The following is a 24212-nucleotide window of genomic DNA, read 5'->3' on the forward strand; positions in this document are numbered from 1 at the left end:
CGGGTCACGGGCGGCTGTGGCCCGCGCTATCCCGTCATGTGAAGGCATCTGCCCTCGAGCGGTGACAAGATGTGTCCGTGCCCGAATTCAAGCAGTCATCCAAGCTTCACAACGTCCTCTACGACATCCGCGGTCCGGTGTTGGAGGAGGCTACGCGCATGGAGGCGGCAGGGCACCGCATCCTCAAGCTGAACATCGGCAACCCGGCGCCGTTCGGCTTCGAGGCCCCCGACGCGATCCTCGTGGACATGATCCGCCACCTGCCGCACGCGCAGGGCTACTCGGATTCGCGCGGCATTATGAGCGCGCGCACGGCGGTCTCGCAGTACTACCAGACCCGCGGGATCCAGACGATCGGCGTCGACGACATCTACCTCGGCAACGGCGTCTCCGAGCTCATCTCGCTGAGCCTGAACGCCCTGTTGGACGACGGCGACGAGGTCCTGGTCCCCACGCCGGATTACCCGCTGTGGACGGCCTCGACGTCCCTGGCCGGCGGCCGCGCCGTGCACTACCTCTGCGACGAGTCCGAGGGCTGGATGCCCGACCTCGAGGACATGGCCGCCAAGATCACGCCCCGCACCAAGGGCATCGTGGTCATCAACCCCAACAACCCCACGGGTGCGGTCTACCCCAAGCACGTCCTCGAGGGCATCCTGGAGCTCGCGCGCCGCCACGGGCTCATCGTCTTTGCCGACGAGATCTACGAGAAGATCACCTACGACGGCGTCGAGGCGATCAACATGGCCTCGCTCTCCGACGACGTCCTGACCCTCACCTTCTCCGGCCTCTCCAAGGCCTACCGCGTGTGCGGTTTCCGCGCCGGCTGGATGGCCATCTCGGGCCCCAAGCACCTCGCGACGGACTACATCGAGGGCCTCAACCTGCTCACCAACATGCGCCTGTGCGCCAACGTCCCGGCGCAGCACGCGATCCAGACCGCGCTGGGCGGATACCAGTCGATCAACGACCTGATCCTGCCCGGCGGCCGCCTCCTGGAGCAGCGCAACCTGGCGCACAAGATGCTCAACGAGATCCCAGGCGTCTCCTGCGAGCAGGGCTACGGCGCCCTCTACCTCTTTCCGCGCCTGGATCCCGAGGTGTACCCGATCCAGGACGACGAGCGCTTCGCCCTCGACCTGCTCAAGCAGCAGAAGATCCTCGTCACCCAGGGCACTGGCTTCAACTGGATCGCGCCGGATCACTTCCGCCTCGTGACACTGCCGGATGTGAAGATGCTGGAGGACGCGATCGGTAGGATCGCCGAATACCTGGAGGGCCTGCGCGAAAGGGCCTGAGCCCTCCGCCCCGCCCGGCTCCCCGGGCGGGCCGCGCGAGCGCAAGCAGGAGGAGCGGTGGCTCAGAAGGACACGCAGGACCTCGGTATCGAAGGACAGGCCTTGCCCGACGCCGCGGCGGCGCTGGCGTGGGTGCCCGGCTCGCCCATGAACGACTCCACCACGGCGGATAAGCCGGGGTTCGACGGCGACAAGGCCGCCGGCGAGGCGGCGCTGGCCGCCGGGACCTCGGCCCTGGACGAGCTGCAGGAGCGGCTCTTCGCCGCCTCCAAGGGCGGCGAGACCCGCAACGTGCTGCTCGTGCTGCAGGCCATGGACACGGCGGGCAAGGGCGGTATCGTGCGCCACGTCGTGGGTTCCGTTGACCCGCAGGGCGTGGAGCTCACGGCCTTCAAGGCCCCCTCCGAGGAGGAGCGCGCCCATGACTTTCTGTGGCGCATCCGCAAGGCCCTGCCCGGGCCGGGCAAGATCGGCGTGTTCGACCGCTCGCACTACGAGGACGTGCTGGTGCACCGCGTGCGCGGGCTCTCCCCGCTCGAGGAGGTCGAGAAGCGCTACGGCCAGATCGTCGACTTCGAGCGCGAGCTCGTCGCCTCCGGCACCGTGATGGTGAAGGTCTTCCTGCACCTCTCGCGCGAGGAGCAGGGCAAGCGCCTCGCCGAGCGCCTCGACCGCCCGGACAAGTACTGGAAGTACAACCCGAGAGACGTGGACGATCGCGCGTACTGGGACGACTACCAGGAGGCCTACCGCATCGCCCTGGACAAGACCCACACGGACGAGGCGCCCTGGTTTGTGGTGCCCGCCGACCGCAAGTGGTACGCGCGCCTGGCCGTTCAGTCGCTCCTGACGCAGGCCCTCAAGAAGATCGACCCGCAGTGGCCGGCCGCCGACTTCGACGTGGCCCACGAGCAGAAGCGGCTCGCGGAACTCGGCTGAGCCGCCGGCAAGGCTGAACGCGGGCGGGCCCGGCGCCGACAGGTGCCGGGCCCGCCGTCGTCTCCACGCGCCGTCGTGCAGGGCCCTTGTGGTGGTGTGCGCCGGCGCCGCGCTCGCAGGAGCGCACGGGCCGCGGCGGAAAATGGGCGGTGGGCTGGCGGACCGTGGCATGCCCCGGGTGTGAGGTGGATCGCAGACTATTTCGGTCCGCACATTCCCCCTTCGCACCCCGGGAGACCCATGTCCTCCACCACCAGCCGCGGCGCCTACACGGCGCCCCCGCGCGGCGGTCACTACCAAAACGTCCTGCTCGCGGTCCTCTTCGCGACCTTCGGCTTCGTCTTCTTCGACCGCATGGCGCTGAACTACCTCGCGCCGTACTTCATGGACGAGCTCGGCCTCGACAACACCGCCATCGGCCTGCTGGGCGGCCTGCCCTCCCTCACGCGGGCCATTTCCGGGCTCCTGCTCGGCGTCATTTCCGACCGGATCGACCGCCGCAAGCCGCTCATCATCGCGTGCATCATCGGCTTCTCGATCTTCTCGGCGCTCTCCGGCCTCGTGGGCGGCCTGGCCAGCCTGCTCCTGCTGCGCGCCATCATGGGCATGGCCGAGGGCGGCGTGCTGCCGCTCTCGCAGACGCTGCTCATGTACTCCTCCTCTCCCAAGCGCCGCGGCCTGAACATGGGCCTGCTGCAGGGTTCGGCCGCCGGCCTGCTCGGCGGCGTGGTGGGCCCGATCGTCACGGTTGCCATGGCCAACGCGTGGGGCTGGCGCTCCGCGTTCTACATCACGATCGTCCCCGGCATCCTGCTGACGCTCCTGGTGCTCTTCTTCGTCAAGGACCTGCGCCTCAAGGCCACGAACGCCGCAGGCGAGCTGGACGCCGACGCGGCCGACGCGATGGCCGGCGCCATCCCGCTCTCCGAGCGCCCCACGACGTTCCGCGCCGCGCTCAAGACCCGCAACATGTGGCTGTGCATGGGCATCGCGGTCTTCTTCGTGACCTGGTTCATCACGACCCAGACCTTCAGCGCCCTGTTCCTGAGCAAGGCCAAGGGCTTCGACGCCGGCTCCTCCTCGCTGGTCCTGACAGGCATCGGCATCGGCTGGGTCGTGTGGGGCGGCCTGGTGCCGGCGCTCTCCGACCGCATCGGCCGCAAGCCGGCGATCATCATCTTCGCCTCCATCGCGGCCCTCGCCCCGCTGGCCATGATCTTCATCGACAACGCCGGGCTCCTGTTTGTGGTCATGGCGCTGACCTACACCGGCATGGGCTGCTTCACGCTGTTCATGGCGACCATCCCGGCCGAGACCGTGGCGCCGCAGATCATGGCCTCCTGCCTGGGGTTGATCATGGGCCTCGGCGAGATCCTGGGCGGCTTCGTGGCGCCGACCGTGGCCGGCATGCTCGCCGATCAGTGGGGCCTGAACTCCGTCATGGTCATGTGCACGCTCGCCGCGTGCGTCGTGGTGGTGCTCGCCTTCTTCCTCCGCGAGACCGCGCCGCGCACGGCACGCACCGCGGGAGCCGGTGCCGAACGCGCTCAGGGCGTTGAGGACCAGGTGCACGACGACGCCCTGGCCGGCTGAGCCGCCCGGCTCGCCTTCCGGCCGGCCTTCCGGCCGGGCCCCCGAGGTCCGGCCCCTTCCGCCCGAACAAGAACGCCGCCCGCCCTCCCCTGACGTAGGGGAAGGCGGGCGGCGTTCGCGTGTGCCGCCTACTCGGAGGCGAGGGCCTCCTCGCGCGCGGCCGAGGGGGCCAGGCCGTACTCGCGCCGGTAGGCGCGAGAGAAGTGCGAGGGGGAGGAGAAGCCGCTGCGCCCGGCGATGTCGGTCAGGCTCAGGGCGCGACGGTGAACCAGCTCGTGCTGCGCCGCCTCGAGGCGGGTCAGCAGGAGGGAACGCGCCGGGCTGGTGCCCTCCGCCGCGAAGACCCGGTGCAGCTGGCGGGCCGAGAGGCCCAACCGGGCGGCCACGGCGTCTGGCGTGAGATCCGGGTCGCTGAGCCGCTCGCGCATGGCCTGCATGGCCCGCAGATATGTGGCGTGAGGGGAGGCGGTGGCGGGGCGCAGGGTGGCCCGGACGAGCTCGCCGATGCGGGCCTCCGGGGTGTGCGGGCCGCTGGCCAACTGCGCGAGCGAGGCGGCCAGCGTGGCGACCCGCTCGCGGCCAAGGTGGCTCGGAGCGGCCAGCGGGTCCCATGCCCACTCCAGGCGCAGCGTCTCGAGCGGGACGTCCACGATGAGCAGGCGCAGATCCGTGTCGAAGCCGAAGAGGTGCGCATCCGAGGTCGAGTACGTCATGGCCTCGCCGGCCCGGAGCGCGGAGGTGCCGTGGGGGCCGTGGAAGAAGCCGCTGCCCTCCAAGAGCACGCTGATCATGAGCGAATCCTCGCGCTCGGAGGCGAGGTGGGAGCCCGAACGATCAACGACGTGCGGGCTGCCCTTGACCTCCGTGAGCTGCAGGCCGTCCACGCGGCGCTGCCCGGAGGACAGGCTGAGGTCGTTGTTGAAGGTGGAGCAACGCAGGCCAAAGAGGGTGTGGGCGTTGACTTCTTCCCAGAAGGCGATGCGATCTTCCGGCGCAACGTCGTCGGTGCGCACCTCGCTCAGGCTGAGGCTCATCCCTCCAGGCTAGGCCACGTGAGCCGCATCACGCCACGCCGGGGGTGTCGGCGCACGGTTGGTGCACCGGGCGGCAAGCGTTGTGCAGGCCCGTCGCGGTCGAGGACGCGGTGCTGCCTGCCGCGGGTGCTGCCAGCCGCAGGTGCGGCTGCCGGCGGGGGAAGGTCCACTCCCGCCGCCCCCACCCTGCGGTGCTCCTGGGTCGAGGGCGAGCACGGGTGCCGGCGCGGGCGCGGCGGCTGGGCGTTCAGCCCTCCTGTCCGGGCTGCGCGGCGCGGGCCGCAGCGAGTCGCTCGCGCGCGCCGCTGAGCCAGGCCTCGCAGCGCTGGGCCAGGGCCTCGCCGCGCTCCCACAGGGAGAGGGACTCCTCGAGGGTGGCGCCGCCGGCCTCGAGCCGCTGCACCACCTCGATGAGCTCGGTGCGGGCCTGCTCGTAGGACAGGGACTCGACGGGGGTGGACTCGCTCATGCGTTCACATCGCTTTCGGTGCTGGGATCGGTGGAGGGCGCGGCGGCTTCGGCGGACGCCGCCGGGGCGGAAACGTCGCGTGGCTGGGACGGGGCGCCGGGCTGGGAACCGGGGACCGCGCCGTCGGACACCAGTGCGAGCCGGCCGCTCGCGAGGCGGGCCGTGAGGCCCGTCCCCGCGGGTGCCAGCTCGGCGTCGCGCAGCACGGCGCCGTCCTCCAGCTGGAGGACGGCGTAGCCGCGGTCCAGGGTGGACTGCGGCGAGAGGGAACGGACCCGGGCGGCGAGCTGCGTGACCTCGTCTCCGGCGCGCGAGAGGCGGTGACCCAGCGAGAGGCGCGAGCGCTCGCGCAGGCGTTCGACGTCCTCGGCACGCACCGTGATCATCCCCTCCGGCTCGGCCAGGACGGGGCGGCTGCGCAGCTGAGAGAGCTCGCGCGCGCCGCGTTCGAGGATGAGCTCGACGGCGCGGCCCAGGCGGGCGCGGCCCTCGGCGATGAGCGCGAGTTCGGCCTCGACCTCCGGGACGATGCGCTTGGCGGCGTCCGTGGGGGTGGAAGCGCGCAGATCGGCGACGTCATCCAGCAGCGGGCGGTCGGCCTCGTGGCCGATGGCGCTCACGACGGGGGTGCGCGCGGCGGCGACCGCGCGCACGAGGCGCTCGTCGCTGAAGCCCAGGAGGTCCTCGAGGGCGCCGCCGCCGCGGGCGATGACGATGACGGCCACCTCGGGGATCGCGTCCAGCTCCTCGAGGGCGGCGATGACCTCGGGGACGGAGCGGGGGCCCTGCACGGCGGCGTGGCGCACCTCAAAGGCCACGGCCGGCCAGCGCAGCGTGGCGTTGCGCAGCACGTCCTTCTCGGCGTCCGAGTTGGAGCCCGTGATGAGGCCGATGCGTTGGGGGAGGAAGGGCAGCGGGCGCTTGCGCGAGGGATCGAAGAGGCCCTCCTCGGCGAGCTGGCGGCGCAGGCGCTCGAGGCGCGCGAGCAGATCGCCGAGGCCCACGGGCTTCAGATCGGAGACGTTCATGGAGAGCCGGCCGGTCTTCAGGAAGAAGCTCGGCTTGACCTGCGCCACGACTCGCGAGCCGACCTCGGGGCGCTCCGGGAGCTGGCGCAGGACGCTCGACCACAGGGTCAGTGGAAGCGAGTTGTCCACCTCAAGGTCACGCATGGTGAGGAAGGCGTGGCCGTTGCGCACGCTCACCTCGATGAGCTGTCCCTCGATCCACGTGGCCGGCGCGCGCTCGATGTGGGTCTTCAGGTTTTCGGCGAGCCGGCGCAGCGGCCACGGGTTCTCCGGGTCCGTGTCCGCGGCGGTCGCGGCGGGCTCTCGCTCTTGACTCATCTCACGCGTTCCTTTCCGGGAGTGAAACACCCCCACCAGTAGACTAGAAGCCCCTGACCACTTGTCCCGCGCGCGGCGCGGGGAAGGAGCGCGAATGCGCAACGTGTTGGCCGTGTTGCTCGCGGCCCTTGCGGCGATTTCCGGTGCCTCCGCCTGGGGCGGATCCGTTGTCGACAAGGCTCTCACCCAGCCCGAGACGGTCCGCAGCACCCTCGGCACCCTCATCGACGATCAAGGCGTTCGGGCCATGATCGGCACCCGCGTCAAGGCGCAGGTCGTTGAGCGCCTCCCCGGCGGCGTCATCCCCAAGAAGCTCGAGAAGGTCGTGGACACGGCGATCACCGCCGCGACCAACGGCGTGCTGGAGGACCCCAAGACGCGCGAGGCGTGGCTGACGTCGCTGGACCGCTCCCGCGAGCTCTACGTGCAGCGCGTGCGCGACGAGGGCGGCTCCGCCGGGCGCATCGAGGTGGTCCTGGATCCGCTGGCCACGCTCGCGGCCCAGCACGTCGCCTCCGGGCTGACCTCCGCCGGGATCAAGGTCCAGGCCCCCGCCACCGTCGCGTGGCGCCTCGACCAGAACATCGGTGACATCTCTCCGCTCGCCTCGCTCAGCGTGCCCGTGCTGCAGCTGAGCGTGTCGCAGTCGGAGCACTGGGGCTGGTACGCCCTCGCCGCCGTCGTGCTCATGGCACTGGCGCTGCTCTCGGCCAAGAAGCGCGGCATCCCCGTGGTGACCGCGGGCTTCGTGGGAGGCTCGGCCGGCGTGGTGGGGCTGTGGGCCTCCGGTGTGGTTGGCGGCATCGGCTCCGCCGCGAGCAACCCCATCATGGCCGCCGCTACCAGCAGCATCGCCGGCGTGGTCAACTCCACCTCGCAGCCCGTGGCGATCGCCGGCGGCGCGCTGTTCGTCCTGGGCATCGTGATGCTCATCATCGGGGCCGCGGTGCGCCGCCGCCGCTCGGTAGACTGGGAAGCATGACTTCAGCAGCTGTGTCCGTCTCGCTGGGGCTCCCCGAGGTGCCCCGTCAGCGCCGCTCGCGCGGCGAGATCGAGGCCGCCGCGCCGGTCGAGGGCGACAAGCGCGTCCTCCTCGCAGCGCCGCGCGGCTATTGCGCCGGCGTCGACCGCGCCGTGATCGCCGTGGAAAAGGCCCTGGAGCACTACGGTGCCCCCGTGTACGTGCGCAAGCAGATCGTGCACAACCGCCACGTCGTGGAGACCCTCGAGGCCCAGGGCGCCATCTTCGTGGACGAGACCGAGGAGGTGCCGCGGGGTGAGCTGGTGGTCTTCTCGGCCCACGGTGTTTCGCCCGCCGTGGTGAACGCCGCGGCCGATCGCGAGCTGCGCACCATCGACGCCACGTGCCCGCTCGTGACCAAGGTCCACCGCGAGGCGGTGCGCTTCGCGCGCGCCGGCCGCGAGATCCTGCTGATCGGGCACGAGGGGCACGAGGAGGTCGAGGGCACGTACGGCGAGGCCCCCGAGGCCACGACCATCGTGAACAACCCGGCCGAGGCCCGCACCGTGCAGGTCAAGGACCCCGAGAACGTCACGTGGCTCTCGCAGACCACGCTCTCCGTGGACGAGACCATGGAGATCGTGGGGATCCTGCGCGAGCGCTTCCCGCACCTGCAGGACCCGCCGTCCGACGACATTTGCTACGCCACGACCAACCGCCAGGCCGCCATCAAGGAGATCGCTCCGCAGGCCGATCTGGTGATCGTGGTGGGCTCGGCGAACTCCTCCAACTCGGTGCGCCTCGTGGAGGTCGCACTGGAGTACGGGGCGCGTGCAGCGCACCGCGTTGACTTCGCCCGTCAGGTGGACGAGTCCTGGTTCGAGGGCGTCGCCACGGTCGGCGTGACCTCCGGCGCGTCCGTGCCCGAGGTGCTCGTCCGCGAGGTGCTGGAGCTGCTGGCCGAGTACGGCTACGCCGACGTCCGCGAGGTCACCACGGCCGAGGAGGACATCCTCTTCTCGCTGCCCAAGGAGCTGCGCGCCAAGCTCAAGGAGGACGGCGACACCTCCCGCGGCCTCGGCGGCCGAGGGGCCAAGCCCTCCCGCTGACGGGTGCCCGGCGGCCGGTTCCCGGCTCGACTCCGCGAAAACGGACAAACTCCTCGCCTCCGGCGGGGAGTTTGTCCGTTTTCGCGGCGGTTTTCCTCACAGTGCGGATTCCTCCACGATTCATGCACGACGGCGGGCGGCCGGGGCCGCTTTCAGCGCAGGCTAGGCGGATGGAACCTTGGCATGTCTGGCGCAACATCGAGCTGGAGCGAGAACCTGCCCGGACACTGCGGCGGCGCCTTGAAGCTGGCGCGGTGGTGCGGGTGAGCCCCGGATGGTTTGTCGACATCGAAGCGTGGGAGGGGCTGGCACCCTGGGACCGCCGGGCTTTGGTGGCACACGTGTTTGCCCTGGCCCATCCCGGTGTGGCGCTAGCTGACGGGACCGGGCTCGCGGCGCGGGGGCTACCCACCTTTGATCGGAACGGGACTGCGCTGCACGTGCAATGCCCAGGTGGGCGCCCGCGGGGACGCTGGCTTGAAGCCGCCGGCGGCCAAGGGCTCAAAGGGCGGTGGAGACTCCTTGAGCATGATCGTGACGACCCCGTTCAGCTCCTTGAAGGAGTCCCGGTTGTGGGCCCTATCTGGGCGGCGTCCCATGTGGCCGCGGGCCACGACGTCGAATCCGCAGTGGTGGCGCTGGACGGAGTCAGGCGCCATCTGCTGCTGCGAGGTGACGCTGAGGATGAGCTGCGCAGATCGCTCGAGGGGCTTCCTCAGGCCGCCGCGCGGAAGCGTGCTTCCGTGGCCTGGAAGGCCTCGACGTCGCTGTCAGAAAGTGCCGGAGAGACGCTGGCCCGCGTGCGCATGATTCGGTTGGGGTTCGAGCCGCCCGAGCTCCAGCTTGTCGTGACAGCGGATGGGCACCGCTTCAGACCCGACTACGCGTGGCGGTCCTTGGCACTCTTGGGCGAATTCGACGGGCAAGGAAAGTACGCGGGCAACGAGGGCGCGGTTCGCAGGGCCGAAAAGGAACGCGAGGAAGCGTTGCGGCGGGCGGGATTCCGGGTCTTTCGCCTGAGCTGGGCCGACATCTCGAACCCGCACGCACTCCGCAAGGCTCTGTCCGCGAACGGGGTGCCGCCGGCCGTACGCGACGAGCGGGGCAATGTCCGCCGCTTTCGGTGAGTACACGGGCCCTCGGCTGGAGCACGCGGCGATTTCGGTCAAAAGCGGCGCCGAAATCACTGAGTTTGTCCGAAATCGTGCAGGGGCGTGGAGATACCCGAGCTCACAGGTACGGCCCGGGGTCGGTTCGGTCTCGCGGGAGCATCGCGGGCACATCACAGGCCGCGCGGCCCGCGCTGCCCGCGTACCCGCGTACCGGCGCTGCCCGCGTACCGGCGCTGCCCGCGTACCCGCGTGGCACGCGCAGCCGGAGCACGGACCCCGGCGGTCAGGCGCTGCGGGGGTGCTGGGCATCGCGGGGGTCGGCCGCCGCCGCGCGGCCGGGTGCTGCGCCGAACGCAGCGTCGGCCGAGCGGGCCGGGGGAGCGTCCTCGAGCTCCACGGGAACGCCGCGCGGGGACACCTCGAGCACCGGGGCGCCCTCGAACGGCACGGCCGCGCCCTCGGGCAGGGCCGGGTCCATCTCGCCCAGGCGTCGCACGGACGGCAACACGCGGGACTGCAGCGCGCCGATGAAGCGGTTGTAGCCCTCCACCGAGGTGCGCAATGAGGAGCCGAGCTTGTCGAGGTGTCCGGACAGCGAGCCCAGGCGGCGGTGCAGTTCCTGCGCCTCGTCGAACAGGGCGCGGGCGTTCTGCGTCAGGAGCTCCTGGCGCCAGGACACGGCAAGGCCCTTGAGGATCGCCAGCAGGGTGCCGGGGGAGGCCAGCACCACGCCGCGGGCGAAGGCATCGTCCAGCAACGAGCCGTCGGCCTCCAACGCGTCAGCCAGCACCGACTCAGCGGGAACGAAGCAGACCACCAGCTCGGGCGACCCCGGTAGGGCGTCCTGGTAGCGGCGGTCGCCGAGCGCCACGACGTGAGCCCGCAGGGCCTTGGCGTGTTCGGACAGCAGGCGCGCACGCTCCTGCAACGAGGAGGCCGAGCCGTCCAGCACCACCTCGTGCGCCTGCAGCAGCTTGGCCAGCGGCACCTTGGCGTCCACGGCCACGGATTTGCCGCCCGGCAGCCACACCACCAGATCGGGGCGGCCTGAGCCCACCACGACCTGCTCGTCGAAGTCCACGTGGCGCAGCATGCCGGCGGCCTCGACCACGCGGCGTAGCTGCACCTCGCCCCAGGCGCCGCGGCGGCCTGCATCGCGCAGGGAACCGGCCAGCGTGGTGGTGGTGCGCAGCAGCTCGGCGTCCAGGCGTGCGGCGCGCTCGAGCTGCTCGTTGAGCTGCGAGTACTGATCCACGCGGTCGCGCTCCAGGACCGTCACCGATTGCTGCATGCGCGCCAGCCGCTCGGAGACCGGTGCCAGGGCCCGCAGGACCGCTTCGTCGCGCTCGCGTCGCGATTCCTCGGAGGAGAAGGAACGCTCCAAGACCTGCGCCCGCGCCACGGCGGCCGCCGCCTGCTCGCGGGCGCTGGAAGCGTCCGCCAAAGCGTCACTCAAGCGCGCGCCGTCGTGCCTTGGTCCCCAGACCAGCGTGCCCAACACGCCAAGCCCGGCACCCACGGCCAGCAGCAACACGGCCCACAACACCATCGCGAAGTCCATGCCCCCACCTTGTCACCACACCCTGACGGGTTGAGGCAAGTAGGATGGTCTCTCGTGGCTCTTACTATCGGAATCGTCGGACTGCCCAACGTCGGCAAGTCCACCATGTTCAACGCCCTGACCCGCGCCCAGGTGCTCGCGGCGAACTACCCGTTCGCCACCATCGAGCCCAATGTCGGCGTGGTCCCGCTGCCGGACGAGCGCCTCAAGGTGCTCGCCGGGATCTTCAATTCGGAGAAGATCATCCCGGCTTCCGTGTCCTTCGTGGACATCGCCGGCATCGTGAAGGGCGCCTCGGAGGGTGAGGGCCTGGGCAACCAGTTCCTCGCCAACATCCGCGAGGCCGACGCGATCTGCCAGGTGACGCGCGGCTTCGCCGACCCGGACGTGATTCACGTCAACGGCAAGGTGGACCCGGACGACGACATCGACACCATCACCACCGAGCTGGTGCTGGCCGATATGCAGTCGGTCGAGAAGGCCCTTCCGCGCCTGCAGAAGGAGCTTTCCAACAAGAAGGTCGACAAGGCCTACGTGGACGAGGTCATCAAGGCCCAGGCCGTGCTCGAGGATGGCCGCACCATCTTCTCCGCCTCCGAGAAGCTGGACCTGGAGCTGCTCAAGCCGCTGCAGCTGCTGACTGGAAAGCCCTTCATCTACGTCTTCAATCTCGATGACGAGACGCTGGCCGACGAGGACCTCAAGGCCCGCCTTGCGGCCTCCGTGGCCCCCGCGACCGCCGTCTTCCTCGACGCGCAGTTCGAGTCCGAGCTCGTGGAGCTGGACGAAGACGAGGCCGCCGAGATGCTGCACGAGGCCGGCTACGAGAAGTCGGGCCTGGAGCAGCTGGCCAAGGCCGGCTACGAGACCCTCGGCCTGCAGAGCTACCTCACCGCCGGGCCCAAGGAGACGCGCGCCTGGACCATCAAGCAGGGCGCCACGGCCCCCGAGGCCGCCGGCGTCATCCACACCGACTTCCAGCGTGGCTTCATCAAGGCCGAGGTCATCGGCTTTGAGGACCTCGTGGAGCTCGGCTCGGTTAAGGCCGCCCGCGAGGCCGGCAAGGCCCGCATGGAGGGCAAGGACTACATCATGCGCGACGGCGATGTGGTGGAATTCCGGTTCAATGTCTAAAAAAGTCCTCTGACCAGGGGTTTTACCTTCTCGGCTTCCTGTTGGGATCGACGGATGAGTTTCGATCTACCATCAGTTGCTGAGCGTTAATGGCGCTGACCTTCGCTTTTAACCGGCCCCTGCGGAACCTCCGCAGGAGCCGACTGCCTCCCTAACGGAACCCAGGGCGCTTCACCAGCGCGTTGGTTCCAGCACCGAGGTCGTGGCCGGGGCAAGCAGTGCCCGGAGCTGTCGACGCTGAGCGACCGAGCAGTGTTTGACCTGCGCAGGTGGAACCCGTATCCTCGAAGTAACACGACAGGCTCGCTTCTCTAGATGAGACGCGGGCCTGTTCTCTTTCTACCCCCGGGTGCCGGGGACACCAGGACGATGCGCACGTGACGACCCCGAACAGCACCTACGCCAAGCCGTTCCTCACGGTCCCCGAGCAGATCCGCCGGCTGCGCGGGCGCGGCATGGACTGCGGAGACAACGCCTACGCGGCCGAGGTCCTGCAGCGATACGGCTACTACCGGCTCTCGGGTTACTGGCACCTCTACCGTGACCGGCCCGCTCCTCCTGCGCCCCGGTTCGACGAAGAGGACCGCGAGATCCGCCTGGACACGTTCGTGCCCGGGACCGGCCTCGCGCACGTGGTCTCGCTGTACGAGTTCGACCACGAGCTGCGCATGCGCCTCGGCGACGTCCTCAGTACCGTCGAGACGGCCTTCCGGTTCTTCATCGGCCACCGGCTCGGCAGGATCGACGCGTTCGCGCACAGGCACCCCTGGGCGCTCGGCGCGACGAGGCAGGAAGATCCCGGCGCGCCGCCCGAGCCGACCGCCGCCTACCGCGAGTGGCTCGAGGAGTACGACCGGCACGAGCAGCGCGCCCGGGGCGACTTCGTCGTACATTTCCGCCAGCACTACGGTCCGCACCTGCCCATCTGGGTCGCGACAGAAGTGATGTCCTTCGGAGTGCTGAGCAGCCTCTACGACCTGATGCTGCAGCCCGACCAGGAGATCCTCGCGGCACGGTTCCAGGTCCGCACCGCCGACGGCCACGGAGATCGCGGCGCTCTCGGGAACTGGCTCAACAACCTCAGGAACGTGCGGAACATCTGCGCCCACTACGGCCGTGTGTGGAACCGCGCGTTCGATGTGCTCATCGACGCGCCGGGGCAGGCTCGAAAGGACGCCGACGACCTGCTCGCGTCGCTCGCGGAAGAAGGGACGAACAACAGGCTCTACGGAGTGCTGCTCGTATTGCGCCACCTCCTGCTGAGCATCGCGCCGGAGAAGGGCGACGTCGTGGACCTGGCCGACTTCGTCGAAGAGAAGTCCCGCACCGTCGGCTTCGGCATGGAGCAGCTCGGATTCCCTGACAGTTGGAGGAGCAGCCCGATCTGGGATCGGGCCTTCGCGCTCGACCGCTCACCGATGATGGCCGCGAGCCTGCTCGACCGAGCCGAGTGCATGACCGCCGCCGAGACCCGCGCATCGCTGACGGGGGCGGAAGTGATCGACGCGGAGCGGACACGTACCCCGGCGCAGGCAGCGCGCGCGAAGAAGGCCGCCCAGCGCAGCCTGCTGCGGACCTACCTCAAGCACAACGTCGTGATCGAGGTCGAGCTCGGAGGGACGAAGTTCTATCCGGCCTTCCAGTTCCGCGACGGGAAGATCATCGACGCGCTTGCCGAGATCAACCAGGCGCTCGCCCGGTCCTGCGGAGGCTCGGATCCGACCGACGTCGCCAGGGCGCTACTGGACTGGTGGCAGACGCCGCACCCGGACCTGCCCCATGGCGCGGACGGCTCGGACCGATCGCCCCTCGAGCTGCTGAGCTCGGCCACCGAGGAGGAGTTCGCCGCGGCGATCGACGAGGCGGACGCCATACGCAGCTTCGTCGTGCCGCACGACCTTGACCGGGGCAATGCGTGCGAGTAACGCTACGTGTCGGAGTGCCGGGGTACGAAGACCCATCCGCGAGCTGACTCGCGTCGAGGTGGAGGAAGGCGCTGGCCGAGGTCAAGGACAGTCGTACGGCGACCTCGAGGCTATCGACGTCGGCTTCGCGCCCGAGTGCGTGGCCGGCACATCAGGTGACAGTCTTCAGACGTTCGCTAACTGCGGCGACGTGGTGGAATTTCGTTTCGCCGTATAACCTCTGGCGTCGATTGAGTGGTCTGACCTGCCGATGCGATGACCAAAATAGGTCAGCAGTCACTGTATAGTTCAGTGCATGCTGACCATTACTTCACGCCTCGACGTCATGCACCGGCTCGGCCGAGCCATGGCGGACCCGACGCGATCCCGGATCCTGATGACCCTGCTCGACGGCCCGAGCTATCCGGCGGTGCTGTCGCGCGAGCTGGAGCTGACCCGGTCGAACGTGTCGAACCACCTGACCTGTCTGCGCGACTGTGGCATCGTGGCCGCCGAGCCCGAGGGACGGCAGACGCGCTACGAGATCGCCGACCCGCACCTTGCTGCGGCGCTCACGGCGCTCGTGGATGTGACGCTGGCCGTCGACGAGCACGCGCCATGCGTTGATGACCAGTGCCCGGTGCCGGGCTGCTGCGGGACGGGGGCAGGCGCATGAGCGCGGCGTGCGGCTGCGACGAGCCCGAGACCACGGTCGGCGAAGCAGTTGAGGAGGTGCAGGAGCGACCCTGGTGGCGGGACCGCGGGATCATGGTCCCGGTCCTCTCCGGCGTCGCTTTCCTGACCGGTCTCGTCCTGGAGTGGTCCGGGCTCGAGATTCTGGCGCTGGTGCTGTTCTGGCTCGGTCTGCTGCTGGGAGCGTCGACGTTCACCCCGGGCGCGATCCGCAAACTGTTCAAGCGCAAGCTCGGCATCAGCCTGCTGATGACGATCAGCGCCATTGGCGCGGTGATTCTCGGCTACGTCGAGGAGGCCGCGGCCCTGGCGTTCCTGTACTCGATCGCTGAGGCGCTGGAGGACAAGGCGATGGACCGCGCCCGCGGCGGGCTCCGGGCGCTGCTCAAGCTCGTCCCTGAGACAGCGACCATCCGCCGCGACGGCGCGTCGGTCGAGGTCGCCGCGAAAGACCTCCAGGTGGGCCAGCTGATGCTGGTGCGGCCGGGCGAACGGATCGCGACCGACGGCGTCGTGGTCACGGGTCGTTCGAGTTTGGATACGTCTGCGATCACTGGAGAGTCGATCCCGGTCGAGGTCGAGCTGGGAGATGCAGTCTCGGCCGGTGCAATCAACTCCGCCGGCGCGCTGGAAGTCGAGACGACCGCGGCGGGCACCGACAACTCGCTGACCACGATCGTGGAGCTCGTTGAGCAGGCGCAGGCCGAGAAGGGAGACCGCGCCCGCCTCGCCGACCGCATCGCCCGACCCCTCGTCCCTGGTGTGCTCGTCCTCGCCGTCCTGGTGGCGCTGATCGGTTCGCTGTTCGGCGACCCCGAGCTGTGGGTCACTCGCGCCCTGGTCGTCCTCGTGGCGGCGTCGCCGTGCGCGCTGGCGATCTCCGTGCCGCTGACCGTGGTCGCCGCGATCGGCTCGGCGAGCAAGTTCGGCGTGATCATCAAGTCCGGTGCCGCGTTCGAGCGCTTCGGCGTGATCCGCCACGTCGCCGTCGACAAGACCGGCACCCTCACCCGAAACGAGCCCGTCGTCAACGCCGTTCTCACCGCCGACGGGACCACCGAGGCGCAGGCGCTGGCGTGGGCGGCCGCGCTGGAGCAACACAGCACCCACCCGCTCGCGGCCGCGATCACCGCCGCCGCGCCGGGGGCCTCAGTAGCCGAGGACGTGACCGAGCAGGCCGGGCACGGCATCGAGGGCAAGCTCGACGGCGCGCGGATCACGGTCGGCAGCCCCCGCTGGCTGGACGCCGGGACGCTCGGCGACCGGGTCGCAGGGCTGGAGGAGCAGGGCATGACGGTCGTCATCGTGCACCGCGACGGCGAGCCGGTCGCTGCGATCGGCGTCCGCGACGAGTTGCGCCTGGAGGTCCCGGAGGTCGTCCGCACGCTCGCCGCGCAGTGCATCGGGGTCACGATGCTCACCGGCGACAACGCCCGCACCGCCCGCGCTCTCGCGGCGCAGGCCGGGATCGAGGACGTGCGCGCCGAGCTGCGCCCCGAGGACAAGGCCGCTGCGATCGCTGAGCTCGGCCAGCATGGTTCGGTGGCGATGATCGGCGACGGCATCAACGACGCCCCCGCCCTCGCCGCCGCGGACATCGGGATCGCGATGGGCGCGACCGGGTCGGATGCCGCGATCGAGTCGGCCGATGTCGCGTTCACCGGGCACGACCTGCGGCTGCTGCCGCGCGCGTTCGACCATGCCCGGCGCGGACGGCACATCATCAAACAGAACATCATCCTGTCGCTGCTGATCATCATCGCCCTGCTCCCGCTCGCCCTCTTCGGCGTCCTGGGACTCGCTGCCGTGGTGCTCGTGCACGAGATCGCGGAGGTCATCGTGATCCTCAATGGCTTGCGCGCGGCCCGGACCCGGAAGGAGCAGATCGTATGAAGGTCGAACTGCTGCACATCGTCGACTGCCCGAACACGGCCATCGCCGAAGCAAACGCGCGCGCCGCGCTGGATGCCGCCGAGCTCGCGGAAGTGCCCATCGAGCTGGAAACGATCCACACCGAGACCGAAGCGGCGAACACCCGATTCGGAGGCTCGCCCACGATCCTCGTCGACGGCGTCGACCTGTTTCCGACGCAACCGGTTCGCTCGCTCGCGTGCCGGGTCTACGCGACTGAGCGCGGGTACGCCGGTGCACCGACTCCGTCTCAGATCGAGGAGGCGTTGCACGAGACCTATCGTTGACGTCGAACGCAAGCTGTCGGTCCCGGACGCGGGGCCGAGCGCTTCACTGCACACCTCAAGAGGGTGGTATGTACCGGAAATCGGTGGAGTGGAGATTCGCGCTGTAGGGATTGGTCGCCGCGCGGAGCATCGTAGTGAGCGCGGGTTAGTCGGCTGACGCGCCTCGGGCAAGCAATAGCCGGAAGTGCTTCAGGAACTGCTTCTTGTAGTGGCAGGATCGAGCCATGGATGTCCTCGCGCTGGTGATCTCGGCCCTGTCGCTGCTGATCGCCGGCGTCGGCACTTACCAAGCGAACAAGCGCGCGAACGAGGCACTCGCCGAGTCGCGCAAGGCGGCCGAGGACGCACGCTGGTTCGCGGTGCAGGAAGCCGTGCAGCGCCTAATCGGGTTCGATCCGACGGCCGAGCCGGTGGGGGAGCGGCTCGCCAACCTGCGCATCACGTCGATCGCGCTCGTCGACCAGCTCGACGGCTGGGATGGTATCGACTCGTGGCTGGAGGCCGAGCGCACGCTGGGCGCGACCATCGGCCGCCAGGTGATTGAGGCCGCCAAGCCCGGCGACACCGTTGAGCGGCGGGTGGCGAACCTCGACCCGCTGATGAGTTGGGCGCACGCGCTGAGCAGCAACCTGCGCCATTTACGATCAGTCGGCCACGACGCGGCTGCACTTGCCAAGCTCCAGGTCAACGCGGAAGAGTTGGTTAGGGAAATTCATGCGCGTCACGGCTGGGATTTGCCGCCGCGGACCAACCTCCGGATCCAGCCGTTGGACTAGATGTGGTGTAACGACTCGGCCTTACGGGTTGCTCAGCACTGTGAACGACGTCGCCGTGTACTTGGGCTTAACTTCGCCGGCAGGGCCGGTTTCTTCCGTGACTGACACATCGACTGAAACTGACATGCCGGTGCGCAGCGTTGCAGTGTTCGCCGCAGGGATCTTCTTCGCGTCGATCTTGACGATCTCGCCGTCCTCGATCTCCAGCTGCCAAGCGCTGATCTCGCTGACAGTCCGCAAGATGCCGCGGATGGTGGTCGGCTCGAGCTCGAGTTCCCGAGAAGCGATGAGCTCTCCAATGTGAGCGAGTTCAGCCGTGGAGAGGCGCGTGCGCAGGCGCGCCTGGCGAGGCTGGGACCAAGTGAGATCAGGCTCGAACCCTGATTTCACCAGACCTGTCGAGAAGTCGCGCAACGTTGTGGCGACGCGCGGTCCGTACTCGCGGATGCGCGCCAAGAAGTCACTGGTGTCGGCATCTGGGCCGAGACGACGTCCGTCCTCGAGCAGTCCCAGTGCTCGCTTCATGGCGGTGTCGATCAACTGGGGCTCTGCATTGTCGTCTCCGAACAGCCCGACTTGGCCATCGGGTGAGATCTCGTCCGCTGGCGAAGTCGTCGGCACGATCTGCAGGATGAGGCTTCCCGGCAGTGGTGAACCATTGAGGTTCAGTCGGGTCTTCGAGACGACGTCGGCGGGCGGTTGCCCACGCAACGACTTGTGCCCCTTCACCGCGAGGCCTGTCGCAAGCACCAGGCGCTGAAAATTGCGAAGCGTGTCAGCAATCCCGTCGATCGCTCCCGAGTGGATCGTGATTCCTGGCCCAGTCAGGCGCAGAGACCCTGAAGAAGCGTCGCGCCGCAGCAAGCCGTGCTCAGCGCGCAGAGTCTCGATGCTCATGCGCGCAAGATCATCTGCGTCCTGCCACTCAGCTTCGCCTTGGACGTTGGCCTTGAACTGCTCCCAGTCAAACGCCATGGAAACCGTCCAGAGTCACTTCGAAGTAGCCGCGCTGCGGTAGGGCATCCGGCCGTTGCGGAGGATCTTCCTTCGCGCCGTTGCGCTTGCGCATCCAGAAGTCATCCCAGTAGCCACGATTCAACGCATATGACTGGTGCTCGACTGAGTGGGCGCGGTCCGCCTCGGGGAACACGTGCCATAGGCAGTATCGAGTATCAACGCGCAGGCCCGTCGCTGGTCGGACCTGGTTCATCCCGAACATCTGCAGGATGTACCGATCCTTGGGGTCGGTCACCTGGTCAACGAGCACGTCTTCGCCCCAGTAGACGAGGTCGATGTCGTCAGGATCGATCTTGTCGGTAAGGAAGCTGCCACCCACCCATACGCACACCACGGGGACGACAGAGCGGATGCCGTCGGTAGCGGACTCGAAGTGCTGCCAGATCTCGGCGCGGGTCGCCGACTTCGCGAACCGGGGATCGTCAACGTAGTGGGATTTGATCTCTTCCAACGACGCGCCGAATCGGCCCAGCGGAAGCAGGCCCGTCTGCTCGTCAAGTGCAGGCAGCACCAAGTCACCTCCCTGTGGGTCGCAGTCACCTGTCATTATGTCCTATCAGGGGCTGCCGACAGAGGCGAACGCGAGATCGGGTCGCGTGCCCCCGCTGCCCCACCTTCTGCGTCTCCGGAAGGGGCGAGGTGGGGGCCGAGGCGATGCCAGCCAGACACGCAACCACAGGTTGGTATGTGCCGGAATGCGGTGGAGTTCCGCTTCAACGTCTGAGTTTTCTCCGGTCTAGTGCCCGACGCCGCCCCGGTCGCCTTTTCTCGCGAAAGGTCGCCGGGGCGGCTTCGCATTGGGGCTAGTCCAGCGGGAACATCGTTGACAGTTAACCGCGCCGGGCGAACCATGGCCGCATGAGCCTCTTCATCACGTGCCCCGTCGAGAGCGTCGATCTGGCGAGCGCCTTCTACACAGCACTGGGCTGGTCCCAGAACCCGGACTACTCCGGCGACGGCGTGGCCTGCTTCGCGATCGGCGACGCCCAAGCGGACCAGTTCATCATGTTGGCCAGCCGCGCGAGCTACGCCGATGTGGGCGGCACAGAGGACCTCATCGGCGGCCCGGACACCCCGTCCAAGGTCACGCTGTCCTTCGACCTCGGCAGCCAGGACGAGGTGGACGCGCTTGTGGAGCGGGCCCGCGCCGCCGGCGGTCGCGTCGGCGACACCGACGACTACCCCTTCATGTACCAGCGCCAGTTCGACGACCCCGACGGCTACCACTACTCGCCGTTCTGGATGAAGCCAGCGACGGACGCGTAGGCCGGGCCGCTACTTCCGATACAACGGCTGGCTGTCGACGAAGTCGGCGTCGTGCTGGTGGTTCGGCTGGATCACCAGCCGGGCCTTCGAAACGTCGTGGTCCTTGGTGTAGTCCGGCTTGCACTTGCTGAAGTTGAAGCGCGGCGCGCCCATCGTCTTGCAGTTCCAGGCCGTGCCGTCCGGGAGGTAGCGCAGGAACATGCTCGCCGACGTGGTGCACCCGTCGCTGCCCATGTTCCGGACGTAGCAGACGGTGTATTCGGTGGCCCCGCGCACCTCGGTCGACGCGCTCTTACTGGACAGGAACGACTCCGGGTTCTCCGCCCGGAACTCGGCCAGGCTAAAGCAGTTCTTCCCGTCCATCGAGCACCATTCGCCCTGCAGTTCGGCGGGGAAGCCCTTGACGCTCGGGGCGGCAGCGGCGGAGGAAGCGGCGCCGGCCTCGGCGCGCACATACATGTCCACGGTCTGCCCGTTCCAGATGCGGTCCTGCTTGGGCACGTCCTTGAGCTCATAGCCCGCGGGCAGTTCGATCGCGGTGTCCTTGGGGTAGTAGATCCCCAGGGGTGCGTCGACGGACGAATACATCAGCCCGCCGTCCTTCATCTTGGTCGGCCCGCGCACGATCGTGCTCGTGCCTCCACCCTCGGTCTTGACCGTATTCCCGGTCACCGTGAAGCAGGCCTTGCTCATGCTGTCCGCTGTGGGACACCAGCGCCCCTCAATGCCCGTCGGCGCCGTCGGCGTGGGGGGAGGGGTGGGCGACGGCGTGGGGCTGGGTGTCGGGGTGGCGCTGGCCGCCGCCGGCGTGCTTGAAGCGAAGGGTGCGGTGGGCGCCTCGGAGCTCGACGAGGGCGGCACCGCGGAGGGCGTGGCCGGAGCGGAACTGCATCCGGCGATCGCGAGCACCCCCCGTCAGTGCCAAGGCAGCTTTCGCGATGAGTCGCATGTTTTCCCCCAGAACGTTTGTTATTTCTCGATGCCTAGCGAGCGTCAGCGCCGAGGGGTAACAGTTCGGCCCAGGGGCGCGGCCGCCCGCGGCGCGCTCCGAATACGCAGGCGACGCCCCGAGCCTTCGAAGAGGGGGCGTCGCCGGTCCAGGCTCGCCCCGACACCACTCGCCTGGCACTGGGCGGGCCGTCCCCGAGTGGTCCCTGAACTGTGCAGGGTCGGTCATCGGCAAACCGCGGCAACGGAGCTATTGAGGTTAGGCCGTCCCCTTGCGCCGGCGCACCAGCGCCTCGGAGATCACGTCGCCCACCTTGGTGCCGATGCACAGGCTGGCAAACGTGAGGAGCGAGGTGATGAGCGATTCGACGTCGAACGCGTACAACGCCACGAGGCCGATGGTGCCGGGCACGAGCAGGAGGAACGCCGGCTGGAATGACACGGTGGCTGGAACGGCCAGCGTCAGGCGCTCGATGAGGCGCGCCGCCACGAAGAGGCTCGCGGCGGTCACGCCCGTGGCCAGCAGGTTGCCGAGTGGCCCGGTGAGCGCGGAGAGCATCGTGTAGGCGCCGAGCATGACCACCACGTTCACGGCGTTGAGCTTGCGGCCGGAGCCGAAGGCCAGGCCGATCCCCAGGGCCAGGAACACCACGCCAACCCACGAGAACCACAGCGGGGGGATCTCCTGCCAACCGGGGCCCAGCGCCGTCGCGCTCGCGGTGTCGCCCACGAGCACCACGGACCCCGGGTCCACGTGCAGCCCGGTCAGGGCGCCGCCCGCGGTGATCCCGGCGACCATGAAGCCGAGCACGATCAAGCCGTAGACGAGTCGTGAGGCACCCGTGACGATATCCGAGGCCGTCAGCTCGAGCAGCGCGTTGGTGATGAGCGCGCCGGGGACCAGGATGGCGATCGGGGCGCAGACCGCGTAGAGCGGCACGGGCCCGGTGGAGAGCAGCTCCGCGACCGCGCCCACCGCCGCCGTGGACACGAAGCCCACCACAAATGGCATGATTGCCGCCGCGCCGCCGATGCGTCCAAGCAGCTTGCTGATCGCGCCGACGAGCCCGCCCACCAAGAAGGAGAGCACCACGGCCCACCACGGGGTGCGGAACAGGAGCGCGAGGCCGAGGGCCAGGAGCGCCGTGCCGAGGGTCCACTTCACGCCGGGCCAGGTGCGCACCACGGCGCGGATTCGCGCCACGCGCGGCTCCACCTCGGCGAGCGTGACTTTGCCAGCCTCGACCCACCCCGCGAGGCGGTTGACCGACGCCGCCTGCCTGAACGTGAGTTCCTGCTTGGGGGACTGCACCACCGTGGTGCTGCCCGAATAGGGCTCGGTGATCATGATGAGCTCGGGCAGTACGGCAAAATCCAGCCGCGCCACGCCGTTGCGGGCGGCCGCGCGGTCGAGTGAGGTGGCGACGTCGGTGACCGAAACGCCGGAGTCGAGCAGCGCCGCCCCGAGTTCGCCGAGCTGTCGCGCGGGGGTCTGAGGCATGGATCCAATTCTAGGGTCGGCAGGCACCGCGCACGGCGCAACAGGCACGCCGTACAACGACTTTGCACGGGCGGCCCCTTGCCGCCCGGGTGTGGGCGGGCATAGCCTCGCGCACACCGCCCGGATCACCTCGTGAAGGAGCCCCAGCGGCCAAGACCAGAGTCCACAATCTCTTCGTTTCCGCGGACGGCTACGCGGCGGGGGAGTACGTCACCCTCGTGGAACCCATCGGCAAGGCGGCCGCCCTCTTTTCACGCTTCGATCGTCGGGTCATTCATGACATCCAGGGCGTCGATGCCCCGGTGACGGTGGAACGGGCGCTGTTTGCGCTGTGGGGCCCAGGGATCGGCGCCGAGATCATGGGGCGGCGCAAGTTTGGGCCGCAGGAGGGCCTGTGGCCCGACGACGGATGGCAGGGCTGGTGGGGTGAGGCTCCTCCGTTCCTCACCCTACTTTCGTGCTGACGCACCACCCGCGGGAGGCGATCTCTGTCGAGAACGGCACGAGCTTCAGTTTCATCGACGCCTCGCCCCACGAGGCGCTTGCGCTGGCGCAAGATACAGCGGGTGGCCTGGATGTGCGCCTTGGTGGGGACCAAGCAGCGTGCGCGAGTTCCTGGAGGCGGTCTCGTTGACTTCCTGCACCTTGCGATCGTCCCTGTGGTGCTCGGGGCCGGGGCGCGGTCTGGGATCAGCTGGAGGGGCTGCACGATCGCTTCGAGGTGGAGACCGTGAGCACGTCCTCCGGCTTGACGCATCAGCTCTTCAACCGGATCCCGCGGGGCTGAAGTCGCTCAGCTGAACCCGGCGGGGGAAGAACCGTACCGAGCAGCATCGAGAACCACGAGGCCCAGAATGCGGCCCCGCAAGCCTCCAGGGTGCAGTGCTCGTGCTCGAGCACCGCGTGATGCTCGGTTCTGGAGTCCTGGCGTGCCCTCTAGAGCACGATCCAGCGCTCGGCCGGCAGCTGCCCGCTGCGCAGGTGCTCCAGAGCCTCGGCGACCTCGTCCAGGGTCAGAGCGTAGAGCGCCGGCCCCTCCACGCTCTGGCCGCTCACCGTGATGGAGGCGGTCTGGGCCTCGGTGACCGGGGCGCTCGTGATGGCGTTGGCGGTGCGCTGTCCGCCGCCGGCGCTCGCCGTCAGGACGAACAGCTCGGGGCCGCCGCCCACCATGACCTCCCACTCACCCACGAGGGCGTTGGCAAGGGTTCGTGTGGAGCCGTCGAGCTCGCGCACATGGCTCAGGAAATCACTCATGCCACCACGGTAGTCGCTCGGCGTCGCGATCCGCCCGCCCGCCCGGCGGGCGGGCGCTGGGAGGCGACGGCCCGACGTCTGGAGCTGTGTGAGGCG

At 69.0% G+C, this 24212-nt stretch carries 24 protein-coding genes; 14 read left to right on the forward strand and 10 right to left on the reverse strand.

Features of this window, described 5'->3' with window-relative positions; translation table 11 throughout:
* The first annotated feature begins 77 nt into the window (after nt 1-77).
* From DWB68_RS02330 to DWB68_RS02340, 3 genes are all read left to right on the forward strand, one after another.
* The gene (locus DWB68_RS02330; protein ID WP_119423578.1) at nt 78-1298 is read left to right on the forward strand and encodes a pyridoxal phosphate-dependent aminotransferase; all 1221 of its coding nucleotides are present in this window, start codon (nt 78-80) and stop codon (nt 1296-1298) included.
* 147 nt (nt 1299-1445) lie between these two features.
* Complete coding sequence (locus DWB68_RS02335) at nt 1446-2237, forward strand: PPK2 family polyphosphate kinase (RefSeq protein WP_119423579.1); 792 nt, start codon at nt 1446-1448, stop codon at nt 2235-2237.
* A gap of 240 nt (nt 2238-2477) precedes the next feature.
* On the forward strand, nt 2478-3830 hold the full coding sequence (locus DWB68_RS02340; RefSeq protein WP_119423530.1) for an MFS transporter: 1353 nt from the start codon (nt 2478-2480) through the stop codon (nt 3828-3830).
* Between the two features lie 128 nt (nt 3831-3958).
* On the opposite strand, the gene DWB68_RS02345 is transcribed toward DWB68_RS02340, so the two are convergent.
* From DWB68_RS02345 to xseA, 3 genes are all read right to left on the reverse strand, one after another.
* Complete coding sequence (locus tag DWB68_RS02345; RefSeq protein WP_119423531.1) at nt 3959-4864, reverse strand: helix-turn-helix domain-containing protein; 906 nt, start codon at nt 4862-4864, stop codon at nt 3959-3961.
* A gap of 247 nt (nt 4865-5111) precedes the next feature.
* Complete coding sequence (locus DWB68_RS02350) at nt 5112-5333, reverse strand: exodeoxyribonuclease VII small subunit (RefSeq protein ID WP_119423532.1); 222 nt, start codon at nt 5331-5333, stop codon at nt 5112-5114.
* Entirely contained in the window at nt 5330-6679 is a 1350-nt protein-coding gene (gene xseA / locus DWB68_RS02355) for an exodeoxyribonuclease VII large subunit (RefSeq protein WP_119423533.1), read from the reverse strand. The genes DWB68_RS02350 and xseA overlap by 4 nt, the downstream gene beginning before the upstream one ends.
* A gap of 94 nt (nt 6680-6773) precedes the next feature.
* Here xseA and DWB68_RS02360 point away from each other — a divergent pair, with 94 nt between their 5' ends.
* From DWB68_RS02360 to DWB68_RS02370, 3 genes are all read left to right on the forward strand, one after another.
* Nucleotides 6774-7661, forward strand: a complete 888-nt coding sequence (locus tag DWB68_RS02360) for a hypothetical protein (RefSeq protein ID WP_119423534.1) — start codon at nt 6774-6776, stop codon at nt 7659-7661.
* On the forward strand, nt 7658-8749 hold the full coding sequence (locus DWB68_RS02365; protein WP_119423535.1) for a 4-hydroxy-3-methylbut-2-enyl diphosphate reductase: 1092 nt from the start codon (nt 7658-7660) through the stop codon (nt 8747-8749). The genes DWB68_RS02360 and DWB68_RS02365 overlap by 4 nt, the downstream gene beginning before the upstream one ends.
* A 572-nt stretch (nt 8750-9321) precedes the next feature.
* Nucleotides 9322-9876, forward strand: a complete 555-nt coding sequence (locus DWB68_RS02370) for a hypothetical protein (RefSeq protein WP_119423536.1) — start codon at nt 9322-9324, stop codon at nt 9874-9876.
* Nucleotides 9877-10144: 268 nt separating this feature from the next.
* On the opposite strand, the gene rmuC is transcribed toward DWB68_RS02370, so the two are convergent.
* Nucleotides 10145-11422, reverse strand: a complete 1278-nt coding sequence (gene rmuC, locus DWB68_RS02375; protein WP_119423537.1) for a DNA recombination protein RmuC — start codon at nt 11420-11422, stop codon at nt 10145-10147.
* A gap of 54 nt (nt 11423-11476) precedes the next feature.
* On the opposite strand from rmuC, the gene ychF reads away from it, so the two are divergent.
* The 6 genes from ychF to DWB68_RS02405 all read left to right on the forward strand — a co-directional run bounded on the left by ychF (nt 11477) and on the right by DWB68_RS02405 (nt 18127).
* Entirely contained in the window at nt 11477-12556 is a 1080-nt protein-coding gene (gene ychF / locus DWB68_RS02380) for a redox-regulated ATPase YchF (RefSeq protein WP_119423538.1), read from the forward strand.
* A gap of 377 nt (nt 12557-12933) precedes the next feature.
* Nucleotides 12934-14481: an Abi family protein gene (locus DWB68_RS02385; protein ID WP_119423539.1), complete on the forward strand. Its 1548-nt coding sequence runs from the start codon at nt 12934-12936 to the stop codon at nt 14479-14481.
* A 295-nt stretch (nt 14482-14776) separates the two neighbouring features.
* Nucleotides 14777-15136, forward strand: coding sequence for a Cd(II)/Pb(II)-sensing metalloregulatory transcriptional regulator CmtR (cmtR, locus tag DWB68_RS02390; protein WP_094394497.1), 360 nt, complete (start codon nt 14777-14779; stop codon nt 15134-15136).
* A complete protein-coding gene (locus DWB68_RS02395) occupies nt 15133-17046 on the forward strand; it encodes a heavy metal translocating P-type ATPase (RefSeq protein WP_199700353.1) in 1914 nt (637 codons plus the stop codon). The genes cmtR and DWB68_RS02395 overlap by 4 nt, the downstream gene beginning before the upstream one ends.
* Entirely contained in the window at nt 17043-17351 is a 309-nt protein-coding gene (locus DWB68_RS02400; protein ID WP_119423541.1) for a hypothetical protein, read from the forward strand. Before DWB68_RS02395 ends, DWB68_RS02400 begins: the two co-directional genes overlap by 4 nt.
* Before the next feature lie 224 nt (nt 17352-17575).
* Entirely contained in the window at nt 17576-18127 is a 552-nt protein-coding gene (locus DWB68_RS02405; RefSeq protein WP_095796329.1) for a hypothetical protein, read from the forward strand.
* Between the two features lie 21 nt (nt 18128-18148).
* Here the strand turns inward: DWB68_RS02405 and DWB68_RS02410 are convergent, their stop codons facing one another.
* On the reverse strand, nt 18149-19102 hold the full coding sequence (locus tag DWB68_RS02410; RefSeq protein ID WP_094450847.1) for a hypothetical protein: 954 nt from the start codon (nt 19100-19102) through the stop codon (nt 18149-18151).
* Nucleotides 19092-19655 (reverse strand): DUF6932 family protein, encoded by a 564-nt coding sequence (locus DWB68_RS02415; RefSeq protein WP_022925102.1) that lies wholly within the window; start codon nt 19653-19655, stop codon nt 19092-19094. Before DWB68_RS02415 ends, DWB68_RS02410 begins: the two co-directional genes overlap by 11 nt.
* Nucleotides 19656-20002: 347 nt before the next feature.
* Here DWB68_RS02415 and DWB68_RS02420 point away from each other — a divergent pair, with 347 nt between their 5' ends.
* The gene (locus tag DWB68_RS02420; RefSeq protein WP_119423543.1) at nt 20003-20410 is read left to right on the forward strand and encodes a VOC family protein; all 408 of its coding nucleotides are present in this window, start codon (nt 20003-20005) and stop codon (nt 20408-20410) included.
* 9 nt (nt 20411-20419) lie between these two features.
* Here the strand turns inward: DWB68_RS02420 and DWB68_RS02425 are convergent, their stop codons facing one another.
* From DWB68_RS02425 to DWB68_RS02430, 3 genes are all read right to left on the reverse strand, one after another.
* Nucleotides 20420-21103: a hypothetical protein gene (locus tag DWB68_RS02425; protein ID WP_119423544.1), complete on the reverse strand. Its 684-nt coding sequence runs from the start codon at nt 21101-21103 to the stop codon at nt 20420-20422.
* A gap of 28 nt (nt 21104-21131) precedes the next feature.
* Nucleotides 21132-21302 carry a hypothetical protein gene (locus DWB68_RS16115; RefSeq protein ID WP_158588180.1) on the reverse strand — a complete coding sequence of 57 codons (171 nt, stop codon included), beginning with the start codon at nt 21300-21302 and terminating at the stop codon, nt 21132-21134.
* A gap of 315 nt (nt 21303-21617) precedes the next feature.
* Nucleotides 21618-22859: a threonine/serine exporter family protein gene (locus tag DWB68_RS02430; RefSeq protein ID WP_119423545.1), complete on the reverse strand. Its 1242-nt coding sequence runs from the start codon at nt 22857-22859 to the stop codon at nt 21618-21620.
* Between the two features lie 218 nt (nt 22860-23077).
* On the opposite strand from DWB68_RS02430, the gene DWB68_RS17110 reads away from it, so the two are divergent.
* The gene (locus tag DWB68_RS17110; RefSeq protein WP_325048537.1) at nt 23078-23323 is read left to right on the forward strand and encodes a hypothetical protein; all 246 of its coding nucleotides are present in this window, start codon (nt 23078-23080) and stop codon (nt 23321-23323) included.
* Between the two features lie 472 nt (nt 23324-23795).
* Here DWB68_RS17110 and DWB68_RS02440 read toward each other — a convergent pair whose 3' ends face one another.
* Complete coding sequence (locus tag DWB68_RS02440; protein ID WP_147391553.1) at nt 23796-24116, reverse strand: Imm1 family immunity protein; 321 nt, start codon at nt 24114-24116, stop codon at nt 23796-23798.
* Nucleotides 24117-24212: the final 96 nt, after the last annotated feature.

The organism is Galactobacter valiniphilus, from assembly GCF_003575975.1.
Taxonomy (GTDB): domain Bacteria; phylum Actinomycetota; class Actinomycetes; order Actinomycetales; family Micrococcaceae; genus Galactobacter; species Galactobacter valiniphilus.

Excerpts from the sequence above, each read along its gene's own strand:
- DWB68_RS02340 (WP_119423530.1), top strand. The coding sequence starts at position 2,478 with ATGTCCTCCACCACCAGCCGCGGCGCCTACACGGCGCCCCCGCGCGGC.
- DWB68_RS02365 (WP_119423535.1), top strand. The coding sequence starts at position 7,658 with ATGACTTCAGCAGCTGTGTCCGTCTCGCTGGGGCTCCCCGAGGTGCCC.
- xseA (WP_119423533.1), bottom strand. The coding sequence starts at position 6,679 with ATGAGTCAAGAGCGAGAGCCCGCCGCGACCGCCGCGGACACGGACCCG.
- DWB68_RS02425 (WP_119423544.1), bottom strand. The coding sequence starts at position 21,103 with ATGAGCAAGGCCTGCTTCACGGTGACCGGGAATACGGTCAAGACCGAG.
- DWB68_RS16115 (WP_158588180.1), bottom strand. The coding sequence starts at position 21,302 with ATGCAGTTCCGCTCCGGCCACGCCCTCCGCGGTGCCGCCCTCGTCGAG.
- DWB68_RS02335 (WP_119423579.1), top strand. The coding sequence starts at position 1,446 with ATGAACGACTCCACCACGGCGGATAAGCCGGGGTTCGACGGCGACAAG.
- DWB68_RS02350 (WP_119423532.1), bottom strand. The coding sequence starts at position 5,333 with ATGAGCGAGTCCACCCCCGTCGAGTCCCTGTCCTACGAGCAGGCCCGC.
- DWB68_RS02395 (WP_199700353.1), top strand. The coding sequence starts at position 15,133 with ATGAGCGCGGCGTGCGGCTGCGACGAGCCCGAGACCACGGTCGGCGAA.
- DWB68_RS02345 (WP_119423531.1), bottom strand. The coding sequence starts at position 4,864 with ATGAGCCTCAGCCTGAGCGAGGTGCGCACCGACGACGTTGCGCCGGAA.
- DWB68_RS02360 (WP_119423534.1), top strand. The coding sequence starts at position 6,774 with ATGCGCAACGTGTTGGCCGTGTTGCTCGCGGCCCTTGCGGCGATTTCC.
- DWB68_RS02400 (WP_119423541.1), top strand. The coding sequence starts at position 17,043 with ATGAAGGTCGAACTGCTGCACATCGTCGACTGCCCGAACACGGCCATC.
- DWB68_RS02440 (WP_147391553.1), bottom strand. The coding sequence starts at position 24,116 with ATGAGTGATTTCCTGAGCCATGTGCGCGAGCTCGACGGCTCCACACGA.
- DWB68_RS02405 (WP_095796329.1), top strand. The coding sequence starts at position 17,576 with ATGGATGTCCTCGCGCTGGTGATCTCGGCCCTGTCGCTGCTGATCGCC.
- DWB68_RS02410 (WP_094450847.1), bottom strand. The coding sequence starts at position 19,102 with ATGGCGTTTGACTGGGAGCAGTTCAAGGCCAACGTCCAAGGCGAAGCT.
- DWB68_RS02420 (WP_119423543.1), top strand. The coding sequence starts at position 20,003 with ATGAGCCTCTTCATCACGTGCCCCGTCGAGAGCGTCGATCTGGCGAGC.
- cmtR (WP_094394497.1), top strand. The coding sequence starts at position 14,777 with ATGCTGACCATTACTTCACGCCTCGACGTCATGCACCGGCTCGGCCGA.
- DWB68_RS02430 (WP_119423545.1), bottom strand. The coding sequence starts at position 22,859 with ATGCCTCAGACCCCCGCGCGACAGCTCGGCGAACTCGGGGCGGCGCTG.
- rmuC (WP_119423537.1), bottom strand. The coding sequence starts at position 11,422 with ATGGACTTCGCGATGGTGTTGTGGGCCGTGTTGCTGCTGGCCGTGGGT.